General features: G+C 64.2%; 16 protein-coding genes. 12 read left to right on the top strand and 4 right to left on the bottom strand.

What is annotated here, in order from left to right; translation table 11 throughout:
• Positions 1-79: 79 nt before the first annotated feature.
• Positions 80-1,150 carry an aminopeptidase gene (locus tag IX761_RS05380; RefSeq protein ID WP_194788595.1) on the top strand — a complete coding sequence of 357 codons (1,071 nt, stop codon included), beginning with the start codon at positions 80-82 and terminating at the stop codon, positions 1,148-1,150.
• A 130-nt stretch (positions 1,151-1,280) separates the two neighbouring features.
• Here IX761_RS05380 and IX761_RS05375 read toward each other — a convergent pair whose 3' ends face one another.
• Positions 1,281-1,928 (bottom strand): HAD family hydrolase, encoded by a 648-nt coding sequence (locus IX761_RS05375; RefSeq protein WP_194788594.1) that lies wholly within the window; start codon positions 1,926-1,928, stop codon positions 1,281-1,283.
• 113 nt (positions 1,929-2,041) lie between these two features.
• The gene (locus IX761_RS05370; RefSeq protein WP_194788593.1) at positions 2,042-2,590 is read right to left on the bottom strand and encodes a gamma carbonic anhydrase family protein; all 549 of its coding nucleotides are present in this window, start codon (positions 2,588-2,590) and stop codon (positions 2,042-2,044) included.
• 102 nt (positions 2,591-2,692) lie between these two features.
• On the opposite strand from IX761_RS05370, the gene prlC reads away from it, so the two are divergent.
• From prlC to IX761_RS05345, 5 genes are all read left to right on the top strand, one after another.
• Positions 2,693-4,744, top strand: a complete 2,052-nt coding sequence (gene prlC, locus IX761_RS05365) for an oligopeptidase A (protein WP_323744558.1) — start codon at positions 2,693-2,695, stop codon at positions 4,742-4,744.
• Positions 4,741-5,025, top strand: a complete 285-nt coding sequence (locus tag IX761_RS05360; RefSeq protein ID WP_194788591.1) for a YheV family putative zinc ribbon protein — start codon at positions 4,741-4,743, stop codon at positions 5,023-5,025. Before prlC ends, IX761_RS05360 begins: the two co-directional genes overlap by 4 nt.
• A 184-nt stretch (positions 5,026-5,209) precedes the next feature.
• Positions 5,210-6,265 carry a PA0069 family radical SAM protein gene (locus IX761_RS05355; protein WP_228533252.1) on the top strand — a complete coding sequence of 352 codons (1,056 nt, stop codon included), beginning with the start codon at positions 5,210-5,212 and terminating at the stop codon, positions 6,263-6,265.
• A 484-nt stretch (positions 6,266-6,749) separates the two neighbouring features.
• The gene (locus IX761_RS05350; RefSeq protein WP_194788590.1) at positions 6,750-7,469 is read left to right on the top strand and encodes a carbonic anhydrase; all 720 of its coding nucleotides are present in this window, start codon (positions 6,750-6,752) and stop codon (positions 7,467-7,469) included.
• A gap of 188 nt (positions 7,470-7,657) precedes the next feature.
• Positions 7,658-9,193: a SulP family inorganic anion transporter gene (locus IX761_RS05345; RefSeq protein ID WP_194788589.1), complete on the top strand. Its 1,536-nt coding sequence runs from the start codon at positions 7,658-7,660 to the stop codon at positions 9,191-9,193.
• Positions 9,194-9,326: 133 nt separating this feature from the next.
• Here IX761_RS05345 and IX761_RS05340 read toward each other — a convergent pair whose 3' ends face one another.
• The gene (locus IX761_RS05340) at positions 9,327-9,968 is read right to left on the bottom strand and encodes a hypothetical protein (protein WP_194788588.1); all 642 of its coding nucleotides are present in this window, start codon (positions 9,966-9,968) and stop codon (positions 9,327-9,329) included.
• 382 nt (positions 9,969-10,350) lie between these two features.
• On the opposite strand from IX761_RS05340, the gene coxB reads away from it, so the two are divergent.
• Genes coxB through IX761_RS05320 form a run of 4 tightly spaced genes read left to right on the top strand, consistent with a single transcriptional unit; the run spans position 10,351 to position 14,583 of the window.
• Positions 10,351-11,478 (top strand): cytochrome c oxidase subunit II, encoded by a 1,128-nt coding sequence (coxB, locus tag IX761_RS05335; protein ID WP_194788587.1) that lies wholly within the window; start codon positions 10,351-10,353, stop codon positions 11,476-11,478.
• A gap of 43 nt (positions 11,479-11,521) precedes the next feature.
• On the top strand, positions 11,522-13,111 hold the full coding sequence (gene ctaD / locus IX761_RS05330) for a cytochrome c oxidase subunit I (protein WP_194788586.1): 1,590 nt from the start codon (positions 11,522-11,524) through the stop codon (positions 13,109-13,111).
• A 10-nt stretch (positions 13,112-13,121) separates the two neighbouring features.
• Positions 13,122-13,679: a cytochrome c oxidase assembly protein gene (locus IX761_RS05325; RefSeq protein WP_194788585.1), complete on the top strand. Its 558-nt coding sequence runs from the start codon at positions 13,122-13,124 to the stop codon at positions 13,677-13,679.
• Positions 13,680-13,695: 16 nt separating this feature from the next.
• Positions 13,696-14,583, top strand: coding sequence for a cytochrome c oxidase subunit 3 (locus tag IX761_RS05320; protein ID WP_194788584.1), 888 nt, complete (start codon positions 13,696-13,698; stop codon positions 14,581-14,583).
• 165 nt (positions 14,584-14,748) lie between these two features.
• Here the strand turns inward: IX761_RS05320 and IX761_RS05315 are convergent, their stop codons facing one another.
• The gene (locus IX761_RS05315; RefSeq protein WP_194788583.1) at positions 14,749-14,952 is read right to left on the bottom strand and encodes a twin transmembrane helix small protein; all 204 of its coding nucleotides are present in this window, start codon (positions 14,950-14,952) and stop codon (positions 14,749-14,751) included.
• Positions 14,953-15,015: 63 nt separating this feature from the next.
• On the opposite strand from IX761_RS05315, the gene IX761_RS05310 reads away from it, so the two are divergent.
• Both IX761_RS05310 and IX761_RS05305 read left to right on the top strand, forming a co-directional pair.
• Positions 15,016-15,759, top strand: a complete 744-nt coding sequence (locus tag IX761_RS05310; RefSeq protein ID WP_194788582.1) for an SURF1 family protein — start codon at positions 15,016-15,018, stop codon at positions 15,757-15,759.
• Entirely contained in the window at positions 15,725-16,303 is a 579-nt protein-coding gene (locus IX761_RS05305) for a hypothetical protein (protein WP_194788581.1), read from the top strand. Before IX761_RS05310 ends, IX761_RS05305 begins: the two co-directional genes overlap by 35 nt.
• The last annotated feature ends 4 nt before the right edge of the window (positions 16,304-16,307 follow it).

Here is a 16,307-nt window from a genome sequence, read left to right as displayed (position 1 = left end):
TCCCCTTGGCAAGATAGTCTTGGTCGCATTCGGCCGACGAGCGAGATAGACAGCCTCGATGTTTGGACTTTTTCTTTTCATGCGCTGCAGCCGTCGGGCTCTGGACTGCGTTTTCAGGCGTTTTGTTCCCGTGGCATTGGGGCTTCTGCTGAGCGGTTGTTCCAGCGTGGCCTACTACGGCCAGTTGGCCGAGGGTCAATGGCAGTTGTTGTGGGCGCGCCAGCCAGTGGAGCGGGTGATCGCGGACCCTGCCACTACCCCCCAGTTACGCCAGCGCCTGGCTTTTGCGGAGCAGGCGCGGGTGTTTGCCAGTGAGCAGCTCAAGTTGCCGGACAACCACAGCTATCGGCTTTACGCCGATCTGGGTCGGCCCTATGTGGTGTGGAACGTGTTCGCCACCCCGGAGCTGTCGTTGCAGCCGGTCACCCATTGCTTCCCCATCGCCGGTTGCGTGGCGTATCGCGGCTATTACCAGCAGGGTGCGGCCCGAGGTGCGGCGGCACTGATGCGCCAGGATGGGCTGGATGTCTACGTAGGGGGCGTGGAGGCCTATTCCACCCTGGGCTGGTTCGACGACCCGATCCTGTCGACGATGGTTGGCTGGGGCGACGAGCGTCTGGCCACGGTGATCTTCCACGAGCTGGCGCACCAGCGCTTCTATGTGCAGGACGATACCGAGTTCAACGAGTCGTTCGCCTCGTTCGTCGAGCAGGAGGGCACCCGGCAATGGCGCGCGGCGCGGGGCCTGGCTGCACTGGAGGATGTGGGGGCGGCACAGCGCGAGCAGTTCATCCGCCTGGTGCTGGCCAGCCGTGAGCGTTTGCAGGCGATCTATGCCGGGCCGTTGGATGACGCGGGCAAGCGGGTGGCCAAGCAGGCGGAGTTCGAACGGTTGCGGCGCGAGTACCGTGAGGTGCAGGCGTGGGACTGGGCGGGGGATCGGCGTTTCGATGCCTGGGTGTATGGGCCTATGAATAATGCGAAGTTGTTGCCGTTCGGGCTGTATGACCAGTGGGTGCCGGCGTTTTCGCAGCTGTTCAAAGAGGTTGGTGGGGATTGGCTGCGGTTTTATCAGCGGGTTGAGGCGCTGGGACGATTGCCGATCGAAGCGCGCAAGGCGGCGCTTGCAAGGTTGATGGCCAGCCTTTGAGATTTTGGGGCTGCGTTGCAGCCCTTCGCGGGCAAGCCCGCTCCCACAGGTACGGCGCTGGCCTCAACAGCGGCACAACACTTGTGGGAGCGGGCTTGCCCGCGAAGGGCCGCAAAGCGGCCCCAGATCTTCAGCGAACGAACGCTTGGTGCATCTCGGCCAAAGTTTCGAAATGGAACGCCGGCGCCTCGGCTTCCAGTTCCTCGCGGCTACCGAACCCATACCCCACCGCCACCGCCTGCAAGCCATTGCTGCGCGCGCCGATCAGGTCGTGCTTGCGGTCACCGATCATCAAGGTCTGCGCCGGGTCGAGTCCTTCCTCGTCCAGCAGGTGGCGGATCAACTCGACCTTGTTGGTGCGCGTGCCGTCCAGCTCGCTGCCATAGATCACCTTGAAGTGATGGTCGAAGGCGAAGTGCCGGGCGATCTCGCGGGCGAACTCCCAGGGTTTGGAGGTGGCGATGTACAGCGTTCGGCCCTGGTCATTGAGTGCCTGCAACAGCTGCGGCACGCCGTCGAACACCAGGTTCTCGTACAGACCGGTCACCTTGAAACGCTCACGGTAGAAATTCACCGCGTCCCACGCCTTGACCTCGTCGAAGCTGTAGAACTGCATGAACGCCTGCAGCAGGGGTGGCCCGATGAAGTGTTCGAGGCGGGCGAGGTCGGGCTCGTCGATGCCCAGCTTGGCCAGGGCGTACTGGATCGAACGGGTGATGCCCAGGCGTGGGTCGGTCAGGGTGCCGTCGAGGTCGAAGAGGATGTTCTGCTGGTGCATGTAAGGGTTCCACTTGAAGTCGTGCATTTCTTCGCGGGTAAATCGCAGCGGCGAACCGCCGCTCCCACAGGGTTTCGCGGTGCCTGTGGGAGCGGGCTTGCCCCGCGATGCGGTCATTCCGGTTGGTCGTAGCCTTCGGCCAGGTGCTGGTCCTTGAGCTTGACGTAGTTGCCGGCGGTGTAGGCGAAGAAGGCGTGCTCCTGCTCGCTCAGCAGCCGCACCTGTTTCACCGGGCTGCCCATGTACAGGTAGCCGCTGGCCAGGCGCTTGCCCGGCGGCACCAGGCTGCCGGCGCCGATGATCACTTCATCCTCGACGATGGCGCCGTCCATCACGGTGCTGCCCATGCCCACCAGGATGCGGTTGCCCAGGGTACAGCCGTGCAGCATGACTTTGTGACCGATGGTCACCTCGTCGCCGATGATCAGCGGGAAACCATCCGGGTTGAAGGGTCCGGCGTGGGTGATGTGCAACACGCTGCCATCCTGCACGCTGGTGCGCGCGCCGATGCGGATGCGGTGCATGTCGCCGCGCACCACGGTCAGCGGCCAGATCGAGCTGTCTTCGCCGATCTCGACGTCGCCGATGACCACCGCCGAACGGTCGACGAAGGCGCGCGGTCCAACTTTCGGCGTGTGTTCCCGGAACGTCCGGAGGGCCATGATAGTGTTCCTCTGCAATGCCGATAGGCAGGCTGCCTGCTGCGGTCGGCGTCGATTGTAATTAAGATGGTCCCGTGTTTCTCCTGCCAAGGTACCCGAACCGTGAGTGCGAACAACCCGCTGCTGCAGTCCCATGATCTGCCGCCCTTCTCGGCCATCCGCGCCGAGCATGTGCTGCCGGCGATCGAGCAGATCCTTGCCGACAACCGCAAGGCCATCGCCGACATCCTCGAGAAGCAGGGCAACAACCCGACCTGGGCCGGCCTGGTGCTGGCCATGGATGAACTCAACGACCGCCTGGGCGCCGCCTGGAGCCCGGTCAGCCACCTCAACGCGGTGTGCAACAGCCAGGAGCTGCGTGAGGCCTACGAGTCCTGCCTGCCGGCGCTGAGCGCCTATTCCACCGAGCTGGGCCAGAACCGCGCCCTGTTCGACGCTTATCAAGCCCTGGCCAACAGCCCTGAGGCGTTGAGCTTCGATGTGGCGCAAAAGACCATCATCGACCACGCCCTGCGCGATTTCCGCCTGTCGGGTATCGACCTGCCGGCCGACCAGCAGCAGCGCTACGCCGAAGTGCAGAGCACCCTCAGCGAGCTGGGCAGCCGCTTCTCCAACCAGCTGCTCGATGCGACGCAAGCCTGGACCAAGCACGTCACCGACGAAGCCGCGCTGGCTGGCCTGACCGACTCGGCCAAGGCGCAGATGGCTGCCGCGGCCCAGGCCAAGGGCCTCGACGGCTGGCTGATCACCCTGGAGTTCCCCAGCTACTACGCGGTAATGACCTACGCCAGCGACCGCGCCCTGCGCGAAGAGCTGTACGCCGCCTACTGCACCCGCGCCTCCGACCAGGGCCCGAATGCCGGCCAGTTCGACAACGGCCCGGTGATGGAGCAGATCCTCGACCTGCGCCAGGAGCTGGCCAAGCTGCTGGGCTACGCGAACTTCGCCGAGCTGAGCCTGGCCACCAAGATGGCCGAGTCCAGCGACCAGGTGCTGAGCTTCCTGCGCGACCTGGCCAAGCGCTCCAAGCCGTTCGCCGCCCAGGACCTTGCGCAGCTCAAGGCCTACGCCGCCGAACAGGGCACCCCGGAGCTGGCCAGCTGGGACGCTGGCTACTTCGGCGAGAAGCTGCGTGAGCAGCGCTACAGCGTGTCGCAGGAAACCCTGCGCGCCTACTTCCCGATCGACAAGGTGCTGTCCGGCCTGTTCGCCATCGTCCAGCGCCTGTACGGCATCGAGATCACCGAGCTCAAGGGCTTCGACAGCTGGCACCCGGACGTGCGCCTGTTCGAGATCAAGGAGAACGGCCAGCACGTCGGGCGCTTCTTCTTCGACCTCTACGCCCGCGCCAACAAACGTGGCGGTGCCTGGATGGACGGCGCACGCGATCATCGCCGCACCGCAGCAGGCTCGCTGCAGAGCCCGGTGGCCAACCTGGTGTGCAACTTCACCCCGGCCACGCCTGGCAAATCAGCGTTGCTCACCCACGACGAAGTCACCACCCTGTTCCACGAGTTCGGCCATGGCCTGCACCACCTGCTGACCCGCATCGAGCATGCGGGCGTATCCGGCATCAACGGCGTGGCCTGGGATGCGGTGGAGCTGCCCAGCCAGTTCATGGAGAACTGGTGCTGGGAGCCTGAGGGCCTGGCGCTGATCTCCGGCCACTATGAGACCGGCGAGCCGCTGCCCCAGGACCTGCTGGACAAGATGCTGGCGGCGAAGAACTTCCAGTCCGGCATGATGATGGTGCGCCAGCTGGAGTTCTCGCTGTTCGACTTCGAACTGCACGCTACCCATGGCGACGGCCGCAGCGTGCTGCAGGTGCTCGAAGGCGTGCGCGACGAAGTCACGGTGATGCGCCCGCCAGCGTACAACCGCTTCCCCAACAGCTTCGCGCACATCTTCGCGGGCGGTTACGCGGCGGGTTACTACAGCTACAAGTGGGCCGAAGTGCTGTCGGCCGATGCCTTCTCGCGTTTCGAAGAAGAAGGCGTACTCAATGCCGAGACCGGCCGCGCGTTTCGCGAGGCGATCCTGGCCCGGGGCGGTTCCCGCGAGCCGATGGTGCTGTTCGTCGACTTCCGTGGCCGTGAGCCTTCCATCGATGCACTGCTGCGCCACTGCGGCCTGAGCGAGGACGCAGCGGCATGAGTGAGGTAGCCGTGAGCATAACCAAGCGACGCTTCATCGCCGGGGCAGTCTGCCCGGCGTGCAGCGAGATGGACAAGCTGATGATGTGGAGCGTGGATGGCGTGCCGCACCGCGAGTGCGTGGGCTGCGGGTTCACCGATACCCTGAACGAACAGGGGTTGTCGGTACCTACTGAGCTCGGTACGCGGGTCAACCACCTGGCACCGAAGGCGGCGCCTGTGAAAGTGCAGGTGCAGACGGTGCAGTTCTTCCCCAATCCGAAGCTGAAGAAGCCTGAGTGAGACTGGGGCCGCTTTGCGGCCCATCGCCGGCAAGCCGGCTCCCACAGGGTATCGCGCTTTTCTGTGGGAGCCGGCTTGCCGGCGATGGGCTGCGCAGCAGCCCTTTGCAATCCGCCTGACGGCACTGGTGCTCAAGGAAAACCCGGATTACTGTATGCGCATACAGTAATCCGGGTTTTCCATCATGAAGCCAACCCCTCTTCGTGGCCGTGGCACCGCCGCCAACCCCCACAACCGCTTCGCCCCGAGCATTTCGGTGGCCGAGGACGACGGCTGGTACCAGGAAGTCCCGCTCACCCAAGGCACCGAGGTGCGCATCGAGACGGCCAAGACCATCATCGCCCGCAACACCTCCCCCGACCTGCCCTTCGACCGCTCCATCAATCCTTACCGCGGCTGCGAGCACGGCTGCATCTACTGCTACGCCCGCCCCAGCCACGCCTATTGGGACCTCTCCCCCGGCCTGGACTTCGAAACCAAGCTGATCGCCAAGACCAACGCCGCCGAGGTGCTCGAACAGCAGCTGAGCAAACCGGGCTACGTCTGCGCACCGATCAACCTGGGCTCCAACACCGATCCCTACCAGCCCATCGAGCGTGAGCAGCAACTCACCCGGCGGCTGTTGGAGGTGCTGCTGCGCTACCGTCACCCGGTGACCATCGTCACCAAGGGCTCGCTGATCCTGCGTGATCTCGACCTGATCAGCGAACTGGCCAGCCAGCGCCTGGCACGGGTGATGATCAGCCTCACCACCCTCGACGATGAGCTCAAGCGCACGCTGGAACCACGGGCAGCGGCGCCGAAAGCGCGTTTGCGTGCGATTCGGGTCCTGCGCGAGGCCGGTGTGCCGGTGGGCGTACTGTGTTCGCCAATGATCCCGATGATCAACGACAGTGAACTGGAGCACCTGCTGGAGGCGGCAAAGGACGCCGGCGCCCAGAGCGCGGCCTACATGATGCTGCGCCTACCGCTGGAAGTGGCGCCGTTGTTCGAACAGTGGTTGCTGGACCACTACCCACAGCGCGCAGCCCATGTGCTGAGCTTGATTCGCCAGAGCCGCGGCGGCGAGCTGTACGACAGCCGGTTTGGCGCGCGGATGCGCGGTGAAGGTGTGTTCGCCGAGCTGCTGGCGCAGCGGTTTCGCAAGGCGGCGAGGCGCTTGGGGTTCGAGGGACGGGAGGAGCTGGCGCTCGATTGCACGGCGTTTTGCCCACCGGGCGGGCAGATGGCGTTGTTCTGACGCATTGCGCAATGGCTGTAGGAGCAACTGTCTTGCTCACAATTTAAAACCTGGCGCGATCCCTGTAGGAGCGGCCTTGTGTCGCGAAAGGGGTGCGCAGCGCCCCCAGGTTCTTGAGTACGCCCAAGATCGCCGGGGCCGCTTTGCGGCCCTTTCGCGACACAAGGCCGCTCCTACAGAAACCTGTGCAAGACAGTTGCTCCCACAGCTATCCCCAATGTGGCTAATGCAAGGTACTAAAATCTGTCATGGCTATTGGCAACTGATGCTTTTTTGCTATTATCCAGCTCCCGCCTAAAACCTCTGGAACGCCCGTTCTAGAGCCGTCCAAATTAAGTTTCAGTTAAGTTTTCTCCGCTAGCGTAGGCCCCCAGTCCACCCCGACTGTGATCTATTGCCTGTGCGTGTCATCTAAATCCCCGCATAGCCATAATCTTTCCCCGGTAACATGGAACTTACCTTCAAACCGTCAAGAGGATGAATCATGCCCATCAAGGACCCATCCAAGGTTGTCCCGGCCGCACCGACCGAAAGTGCCGATGCCGCCCTGAAGCATATCGTCGACGGCTTCCTGCGGTTCCACACCGAGGTTTTCCCCGAGCAGCAAGAGCTGTTCAAGAAGCTGGCCACCGCGCAGAAACCCCGCGCGATGTTCATCACCTGTGCCGACTCGCGCATCGTCCCCGAGCTGATCACCCAGAGCTCGCCGGGCGACCTGTTCGTTACCCGTAACGTCGGCAACGTGGTGCCGCCGTATGGGCAGATGAACGGTGGCGTCTCCAGTGCCATCGAATACGCGGTGCTGGCGCTGGGCGTGCACCACATCATCGTCTGCGGCCACTCCGACTGTGGCGCCATGCGCGCGGTGCTCAACCCGCACTCGCTGGACAAGATGCCGACCGTCGCGGCCTGGCTGCGCCACGCCGAAGTGGCGCGGACCGTGGTCGAAGACAACTGCTCCTGCGACACCCCGCACGAAAGCATGCAACTGGTGACCAAGGAAAACGTCATCGCCCAGCTGCATCACCTGCGCACCCACCCTTCGGTGGCCTCGCGCCTGGCCGCGGGCCAGCTGCACATCCATGGCTGGCTGTACGACATCGAGACCAGCCAGATCGAAGCCTACGATGCCGCCAGCGATCGCTTCCTGCCGCTGACCGCAGGCCAGCCGATCCCTTGCGCTACACCGAGAGGCCGCTACTAAGCGACCCGACCACGCTGAACAAACCTTGATAGCCGGCTGCACCCCACGGGTGCGGCGCGGCCTTCGCCTGCCTTGAATTCCCCTGAACGCCTTGCCGGCACACCCGCTGGCGGCCCGCGCCTGCGCGCGATTCAGGGTCCCCAGTGCGCGCGGCCAGAGGAATGGCCGTGTATCGATAAAGGAGCGTCATGGTGAACAAGACACAGATCAAAGCGGCATTGCCGCGCGAGTTGCTCGCTTCAGTGGTGGTTTTCCTGGTGGCCCTGCCCTTGTGCATGGGCATTGCCATCGCCTCCGGCATGCCACCGGCCAAAGGGCTGATCACCGGGATCATCGGCGGCCTCGTGGTGGGCTTTCTGGCCGGCTCGCCACTGCAAGTCAGTGGCCCGGCGGCGGGCCTGGCGGTGCTGGTGTTCGAGCTGGTGCGCCAGCATGGCGTGGCCATGCTCGGGCCCATCCTGCTGCTGGCGGGCCTGCTGCAGTTGCTCGCCGGGCGATTGAAGCTGGGCTGCTGGTTCCGGGTGACCGCGCCAGCGGTGGTGTACGGCATGCTCGCCGGCATCGGTGTGCTGATCGTGCTGTCCCAGGTGCATGTGATGTTCGATAGCGCACCGCAACCGTCGGGTGTGGATAACTTGCTGGGCTTCCCGGCCACGCTGGCCGCAGCGCTGCCGCTGGAAAGCGCGGGCAGTGGCTGGCAGGCCGGCGCGCTGGGCCTGGGCACGATTGCCATCATGTGGGGTTGGGAGCGCTTGCGCCCACAGCGGCTGCGCTTCATCCCGGGCGCATTGCTGGGGGTGGCGGCGATGACCGCCATCAGCATGTGGCTGGCGCTGCCGGTCAACCGCGTGCAGGTACCGTCGGACCTGTCCCAGGCCATCGACTGGCTGCGCCCGGACGACCTGCTCAAGCTGGCCGACCCGACCCTGCTGGTGGCGGCCTTCGCCCTGGCCTTCATCGCCAGTGCCGAGACCCTGTTGTCGGCTGCCGCCGTAGACCGTATGCACAGCGGCCAGCGTTCGGATTTCGACCGTGAGCTGTCGGCGCAGGGCATCGGCAACATGCTCTGCGGTGTGCTCGGCGCGTTGCCGATGACCGGGGTGATCGTGCGCAGCTCGGCCAACGTGCAGGCTGGGGCGCAAACCCGCGCGTCGGCGATCTTGCATGGGGTGTGGTTGCTGGCCTTCGTCGTTGTCTTGAGCAGCATACTGCAGCAGATCCCGGTGGCCAGCCTGGCGGGCGTGCTCGTATACACCGGAGTGAAACTGGTGGACTTCAAAGCGTTCCGCGGGTTGAGCCGCTATGGGCGCATGCCGATGTTCACCTATGCCGCGACCGCGCTGGCGATTGTTTTCACCGACCTGCTGACGGGCGTGCTACTGGGCTTTGCGTTGACGCTGCTGAAGCTGGCACTGAAGGCGGCGCGGCTGAAGATCAACCTGGTGGCGCTGGATCAGCCGGGGCACATGGAACTGCGCCTGAGCGGGGCGGCGACCTTCCTCAAGGTACCGGCGCTGACCCAGGTACTCGATACGGTGCCGGAGGGGACGACCTTGCACGTGCCGCTGGGCAACCTGAGCTACATCGACCATTCCTGCCTGGAACTGCTGGAGGATTGGGGGCGCAGCAGTGCGGCCAAGGGCACGCGGTTGGTGCTGGAGCAGCGGCGGTTGAAACGGCGGGTCGAGGGAAGGTTGCGGACTACGGCGGGGGTTGGGGTTTAGCGTGAGTATGTAGCGGCCTCTTCGCGGGCAAGCCCGCTCCCACAGGTACGGCGCTGTTCTCAAGGACAACGCTGTACCTGTGGGAGCGGGCTTGCCCGCGAAGAGGCCGGCCCAGGTTGCATCAATGTTGAATTCAGGCCGACTGGCCCAGCTCAACGCCCAGTTGGCGCGACAGGCACGGCCAGCGTTTCCATGCCTCCCCCGTCGCCGGGCTCGACAACTTGTCGCGATAAAGCTCCACCGACTCCGCAGCAAAGCTCTCGTCATTGAGCATCTCATCCACCGAATGGTGCACCACCTCATCCAGCTGGTTGGCAAACGTCTCGCCAATCAGCTGATGGGCGATCAGGTTGGCCACCGTGGTATCCACCGGAATCAGCGGTTGCTGGAAGTGGCGGATATACAGGTCGTTGACCTCCTCCACCAGCCGGTGTGCCAGGTAGGCTTCATCCAGCAGGCAGTCCAGGCCGACATGCCCGGCCATCACGCTGGGCGGCTGCAGGAAATAGGCTTCGGCGATTTTCAGCACCGGTTTGATCTGCGACTCGATACCGGCCTCGACCGCCACGCTGTGTGCGGCTTCGAGCAGCTCCGGGACTTCGTTGATGTAGGCGCCGACGAAGCGCGCCAAGGTACCCTGGGCGTCCTGCTGGGGTAGTTGGATCGAAGGATGCAGGTGCGGCAGTTGCTGTTCCAGACGGGCTTTCAGTTGGCCTGTGCGGCTCTCATGTTGATGGGCATTTTCGATCTGCTCGCGTACAGCAGCGATGTTCATGACAACTCCAGGGACAAGGCGTTACAAACGGAAGACACTAAGTTAGCTTGCTTACGAGAATGCCTAAGACGCATTTGTTATATCTCTGAGGCACGTGTAGGAAAATAGCTATATCAATGTGCCATCATTGTGTCCCGCGCCAGTATCCATGCGGCTTTCAGCGCAAACGTTTGGTTGCGTGAAAGTGATTTCATGGCGTTCATTGCGTGCCATTGGTCGGTGACTATACTCCCGGTGAAACGTGATTCGTTGATGAGGCCCGACTGCCTTAAGCAGGGGGCTCGGTCGTCGAAGCCAGGCAGTCTTGGCCACCGTTCCCTCCTTTGTCGTAGCAGGTCGTCCACGCCTCCCGGGACTACAAGAACGAGAAGGGGAACCCGCAATGATGCGACATCCACATGTCTGGATGGGCCTCCTGCTGTGGTCGCTGTTTGGTCAGGCACAGGCGGCATGGACGGTGAACATGGCACCCGGGGCGACGGACGTCTCCCACGCCGTGTTCGACCTGCACATGACCATCTTCTGGATCTGCGTGATCATCGGCATCGTGGTGTTCGGCGCGATGTTCTGGTCGATGGTCATCCACCGCCGCTCCACCGGCCAGCAGCCCGCGCATTTCCACGAGCACACCTGGGTGGAAATCCTCTGGACCGTGGTGCCCTTCCTGATCCTGGTGGCCATGGCCATCCCGGCCACCAAGACCCTCATCGACATCTATGACGCCACCGACTCGGATATCGATATCCAGGTCACCGGCTACCAGTGGAAGTGGCACTACAAGTACCTGGGCCAGGACGTCGAGTTCTTCAGCAACCTGGCCACCCCCGCCGACCAGATCCACAACAAGGCGCCCAAGGACGAGCACTACCTGCTCGAAGTCGACCAGCCGCTGGTGCTGCCGGTGGGTGCCAAGGTGCGTTTCCTGGTGACCGCCGCCGACGTGATCCACTCCTGGTGGGTGCCGGCCTTCGCGGTCAAGCGCGACGCCATCCCCGGGTTCGTCAACGAGGCCTGGACCCGTGTCGAGAAACCCGGCATCTACCGCGGCCAGTGCACCGAATTGTGCGGCAAGGACCACGGCTTCATGCCGGTGGTGGTCGAGGTGAAGTCCAAGGCCGACTACGACACCTGGCTCGGTGAGCGCAAGGCCGAGGCGGCCAAGCTCAAGGAGCTGACCAGCAAGGAATGGACCCTCGACGAGTTGGTGGCGCGTGGCGACAAGGTCTACCACACCACCTGCGTGGCCTGTCACCAGGCCGAGGGCCAGGGCCTGCCGCCGATGTTCCCGGCGCTCAAGGGCTCGAAGATCGCCACCGGGCCGAAGGAAGGCCACCTGAGCATCGTCTTCCACGGCAAGCCCGGCACCGCGATGGCGGCGTTTGGCAAGCAGCTCTCGGAAGTCGATATCGCCGCCGTGGTCACCTACGAGCGCAACGCCTGGGGCAACAACAAGGGCGACATGGTCACGCCGAAGGACGTGCTGGCGCTCAAGCAGGCCGAAGCGCAATGAACCGGGTTACTCGCGGCAGTCAGTGGATTGCAGGAGACAGGACATGAGTGCAGTGATCGACGACCACGCCCACGGCCATGAACACGCCCACGGCCCGGCCAAGGGCCTGATGCGCTGGGTGCTGACCACCAACCACAAGGACATCGGCACGATGTACCTGTGGTTCGCCTTCACCATGTTCCTGCTGGGCGGCTCGTTCGCCATGGTGATCCGCGCCGAGTTGTTCCAGCCGGGCTTGCAGATCGTGGAGCCGGCGTTCTTCAACCAGATGACCACCATGCACGGGCTGATCATGGTGTTCGGCGCGGTGATGCCGGCGTTCGTCGGCCTGGCCAACTGGATGATCCCGCTGATGGTCGGTGCCCCCGACATGGCCCTGCCACGGATGAACAACTTCAGCTTCTGGCTGCTGCCGGCGGCCTTCCTGCTGCTGGTCTCGACCCTGTTCAGCCCGGGCGGCGGGCCGAACTTCGGCTGGACCTTCTACGCCCCGCTGTCGACCACCTACGCCCCGGCCAGCGTGACCTTCTTCATCTTCGCCATCCACCTGATGGGCATCAGCTCGATCATGGGCGCGATCAACGTGATCGCCACCATCCTCAACCTGCGTGCCCCCGGCATGACCCTGATGAAGATGCCGCTGTTCGTCTGGACCTGGTTGATCACCGCGTTCCTGCTGATCGCGGTGATGCCGGTGCTGGCCGGCGTGGTGACCATGATGCTGATGGACATCCACTTCGGCACCAGCTTCTTCAGCGCCGCCGGTGGCGGTGACCCGGTACTGTTCCAACATGTGTTCTGGTTCTTCGGCCACCCCGAGGTGTACATCATGATCCTGCCGGCGTTCGGCGCGGTCAGCTCGATCATCCCGGCGTTCTCGCGCAAGCCGCTGTTCGGCTACACCTCGATGGTCTACGCCACCGGAGCGATCGCCTTCCTGTCGTTCATCGTCTGGGCCCACCACATGTTCGTGGTCGGCATCCCGGTGGTGGGCGAGCTGTTCTTCATGTATGCCACCATGCTGATCGCCGTGCCCACCGGGGTGAAGGTGTTCAACTGGGTCAGCACCATGTGGGAGGGCTCGCTGACCTTCGAGACGCCGATGCTGTTCGCCATCGCCTTCGTCATCCTGTTCACCATCGGCGGCTTCTCCGGGTTGATGCTGGCCATTGCGCCGGCGGACTTCCAGTACCACGACACCTACTTCGTGGTGGCGCACTTCCACTATGTGCTGGTGCCCGGCGCAATCTTCGGCATCTTCGCCTCGGCCTACTACTGGCTGCCCAAGTGGACCGGGCACATGTACGACGAAACACTGGGCAAGCTGCACTTCTGGCTGTCGTTCATCGGCATGAACCTGGCCTTCTTCCCCATGCACTTCGTCGGGCTTGCCGGCATGCCGCGGCGGATCCCCGACTACAACCTGCAGTTCGCCGACTTCAACATGGTCTCGTCGATCGGTGCGTTCATGTTCGGCGCCACGCAGATCTTCTTCCTGTTCATCGTCATCAAGTGCATCCGTGGCGGCGCGCCGGCACCGGCCAAGCCGTGGGACGGTGCCGAGGGGCTGGAGTGGTCGATCCCGTCGCCGGCGCCCTATCACACCTTCCAAACCCCGCCGGAAGTGAAGTAGGAGCCCGCCCATGGACGGCCTGTCGCTCAAACGCCTGGTCACCCGCCTGGTCATGCTGACCGTGGTGATGTTTGCTTTCGGCTTTGCCCTGGTGCCGATCTACGACGTGATGTGCAAGGCCTTCGGCATCAACGGCAAGACCGGCGGGCAGTACGAGGGCACGCAGGTGAGCGACCCAACGCGCTCGGTGCGGGTGCAGTTCATGTCGACCAACGCCGGCGACATGAGCTGGGAGTTCCACTCCAGCGCCGACCAGATCGAGGTCAACCCGGGGGCGGTGAACCAGATGATCTTCATTGCCCGCAACCCGACCAAGCACCCCATGAGCGCCCAGGCCATCCCCAGCATCACCCCGGCCGAGGCGGCGGCGTATTTCCACAAGACCGAGTGCTTCTGCTTCACCCAGCAGGTGCTGCAGCCCGGTGAGCGCATCGAGATGCCGGTGCGCTTCATCGTCGACCGCGACCTGCCGGACTCGGTGAAATACCTGACCCTGGCCTACACCCTGTTCGACATCACCGCTCGCCACCCCCCGGTCGCCCAAGCCGCGACCGAGGGCGCCCGTTGAGGGAAGGAGATACGTCATGGCAAGCCACGAGCACTACTACGTCCCGGCGCAGAGCAAATGGCCGATCATCGCCACGATCGGCATGTTCATCACCGTGTTCGGCCTGGGCACCTGGTTCAACGACCTCAAGGCCGGGCACCCGGACTCCCACGGGCCGCTGATCTTCTTCATCGGCGCGTTGTTCCTGGCGTACATGCTGTTCGGCTGGTTCGGCGCGGTGATCAAGGAGAGCCATGCCGGCTTGTACAGCGCGCAGATGGATCGCTCGTTCCGTTGGGGCATGAGCTGGTTCATCTTTTCCGAGGTGATGTTCTTCGTGGCCTTCTTTGGCGCGCTGTTCTACGTGCGCGTGCTGGCCGGGCCGTGGCTGGGTGGTGAAGGAGCCAAGGGCGTGGCGCACATGCTCTGGCCCAGTTTCGAGTTCGCCTGGCCGCTGCTGCACACGCCGGACCCGAAGCTGTTCCCGCCGCCTAAAGAGGTCATCGACCCGTGGCACCTGCCGCTGATGAACACCATTTTGCTGGTGAGCTCCAGCGTGACCGTGACCATTGCCCACCATGCCTTGCGCAAGGGGCATCGCGGGGCGCTGAAGCTGTGGCTGGGGCTGACCATCGTGCTGGGGCTGGCGTTCCTGGCGTTGCAGGCCTACGAGTACCACGAGGCCTATAACAAGCTGGGGCTGACCCTGGGGTCGGGCATCTACGGGGCGACGTTCTTCATGCTCACCGGCTTCCACGGTGCGCACGTGACGATGGGCACGCTGATCTTGATCGTGATGTTCTGCCGGGTGCTGCGCGGGCATTTCAACCCGGACAAGCACTTCGGTTTCGAGGCGGCCAGCTGGTACTGGCACTTCGTCGATGTGGTGTGGGTGGGGTTGTTCATCTTTGTGTATGTGCTTTGACGGGCGGCGCGATCCTTTGTAGGAGCGGCCTTGTGTCGCGATGGGGCGCGCAGCGGCCCCAAGGTCAGGCAATGAGGTATTTCAGATAAACCATGTCGCCTGTTTTGGGGCTGCTTTGCAGCCCATCGCGACACAAGGCCGCTCCTACAGAGGACGGTGATAACGCTAGAACGGCGCGTGGGAAACCAGCTGTCCGCTGATGAACCCCCAGGCCACCAGCCCGATGGTCAGGGCCGCCAGGGTGACGCGCACGGTGAGGGCTTTTAGCAGCCGGGTCGACTGGTCGTCGTCCTTGACCAGGAACACCAGGCCACTGAACAGGCTGGCAACGGTGGCCAGCAGCATCAGGACAATCGCGGCCTTGAGCATGGCGAAACTCCGGGGGGATGCGGTGATGAGTGCAAGTATAGCGTTCGACCTTGCGGGGCCACGGTGAAGCCGTTCCGCCCCGGCTGGATCCCGACCCTGGTGGTGCTCGCGCTGCTGCCGGGTTTGATCGCGCTCGGCTGCTGGCAACTGGGGCGGGCCGATGACAAGCGTGTGCTCATGGAACGCTACGCCGAGCGCCGGGTGGAGGCGCCACTGGCCAGCGCGCAGCTCGATCAACTGGCCGACCCGGCGTTCTACCGCGTGCACCTCTATGGGCGCTTCGACCCCCGCCACAGCCTGCTGCTGGACAACCAGATGCGCGACGGCAAGGCTGGCGTCGAGCTGCTGCAACCCTTCCACGACCAGGCCAGCGGCCAGTGGCTGCTGGTCAACCGTGGCTGGCTGCCCTGGCCCGACCGCCGTGTGCCAGTACGTTTCGACACCCCCGACCAGCCCCTGGCCCTGGATGCCTCGGTCTATGTGGCCCCAGGCAAGACCTTCCAGCTTCACCCCGACCCCGCGGGCGGCCAGTGGCCGCACCTGCTGACTGCAGTGGATGCCGCCGCGCTCTGGCAGCAGCTGGGCCGTGAAGGCTTCGCCCATGAACTGCGCCTGGAACCGGGCCCCGCCAGCTACCGGCTGGACTGGCCGGTGGTGGCCATGGGCCCGGAAAAGCACTTGGGCTACGCCGTGCAGTGGTTTGCCCTGGCGACCACGCTGGTGCTGCTCTACCTCTATTTCGGCTGGCACCGACACAACAAGGAGAACCGCCATGACCGCCGCCACGCGTCCACTCGACGCGCCTGAGGGTCGCAAGGCCCGTGGGCGCCTGCAGTTGTTGCTGATCCTGTTTGTCGTGCTCGGGCCGATGATCCTCGCCACCAGCATGTACAAACTCGACTTCTGGGTGCCGGAGGGGCGCAGCTATCACGGCGCGATGATCGGCAACGGCGAGGGCCGCGCCGATATCGGCATCAACGCCGCGGATGAGCGCTGGCAACTGTTGGTCAGCGCCCCCGAAGCCTGCGCCGAGGACTGCCGGCAGCTGGTGTACCTGGCCCGGCAGATCCAGATCGGCCTGGGCCGCGACGCCAGCCGGGCCAGCCATGCCCTGGCGGCAGCCCAGCCACTGGCGGCGGATTACCAGGCGCTGTTGGGCCGGGAGTATCCGCAGCTGCAGCGTTATCCGCTGGACGCTGCGCGCTACCGGCAGAAGGTTGGCGAGCCCGGGCCGCAGCTGTGGATCGTCGATCCCCACGGCAACCTGGTGCTGCGCTACGACGCCAAGGCCAACGGCAAGCAGGTGCTGGACGACCTGCGCCACCTGCTGAAGCTGTCCAACATTGGCTAGGAGC

The organism is Pseudomonas sp. UFMG81 (assembly GCF_015354575.1).
Taxonomy (GTDB): domain Bacteria; phylum Pseudomonadota; class Gammaproteobacteria; order Pseudomonadales; family Pseudomonadaceae; genus Aquipseudomonas.
This window is presented reverse-complemented; position numbering and strand designations above follow the sequence as displayed.

Excerpts from the sequence above, each read along its gene's own strand:
- IX761_RS05370 (WP_194788593.1), bottom strand. The coding sequence starts at position 2,590 with ATGGCCCTCCGGACGTTCCGGGAACACACGCCGAAAGTTGGACCGCGC.
- IX761_RS05380 (WP_194788595.1), top strand. The coding sequence starts at position 80 with ATGCGCTGCAGCCGTCGGGCTCTGGACTGCGTTTTCAGGCGTTTTGTT.
- IX761_RS05305 (WP_194788581.1), top strand. The coding sequence starts at position 15,725 with ATGACCGCCGCCACGCGTCCACTCGACGCGCCTGAGGGTCGCAAGGCC.
- IX761_RS05315 (WP_194788583.1), bottom strand. The coding sequence starts at position 14,952 with ATGCTCAAGGCCGCGATTGTCCTGATGCTGCTGGCCACCGTTGCCAGC.
- IX761_RS05320 (WP_194788584.1), top strand. The coding sequence starts at position 13,696 with ATGGCAAGCCACGAGCACTACTACGTCCCGGCGCAGAGCAAATGGCCG.
- IX761_RS05355 (WP_228533252.1), top strand. The coding sequence starts at position 5,210 with ATGAAGCCAACCCCTCTTCGTGGCCGTGGCACCGCCGCCAACCCCCAC.
- IX761_RS05340 (WP_194788588.1), bottom strand. The coding sequence starts at position 9,968 with ATGAACATCGCTGCTGTACGCGAGCAGATCGAAAATGCCCATCAACAT.
- IX761_RS05360 (WP_194788591.1), top strand. The coding sequence starts at position 4,741 with ATGAGTGAGGTAGCCGTGAGCATAACCAAGCGACGCTTCATCGCCGGG.
- IX761_RS05325 (WP_194788585.1), top strand. The coding sequence starts at position 13,122 with ATGGACGGCCTGTCGCTCAAACGCCTGGTCACCCGCCTGGTCATGCTG.
- IX761_RS05350 (WP_194788590.1), top strand. The coding sequence starts at position 6,750 with ATGCCCATCAAGGACCCATCCAAGGTTGTCCCGGCCGCACCGACCGAA.
- coxB (WP_194788587.1), top strand. The coding sequence starts at position 10,351 with ATGATGCGACATCCACATGTCTGGATGGGCCTCCTGCTGTGGTCGCTG.
- ctaD (WP_194788586.1), top strand. The coding sequence starts at position 11,522 with ATGAGTGCAGTGATCGACGACCACGCCCACGGCCATGAACACGCCCAC.
- IX761_RS05375 (WP_194788594.1), bottom strand. The coding sequence starts at position 1,928 with ATGCACCAGCAGAACATCCTCTTCGACCTCGACGGCACCCTGACCGAC.
- IX761_RS05345 (WP_194788589.1), top strand. The coding sequence starts at position 7,658 with ATGGTGAACAAGACACAGATCAAAGCGGCATTGCCGCGCGAGTTGCTC.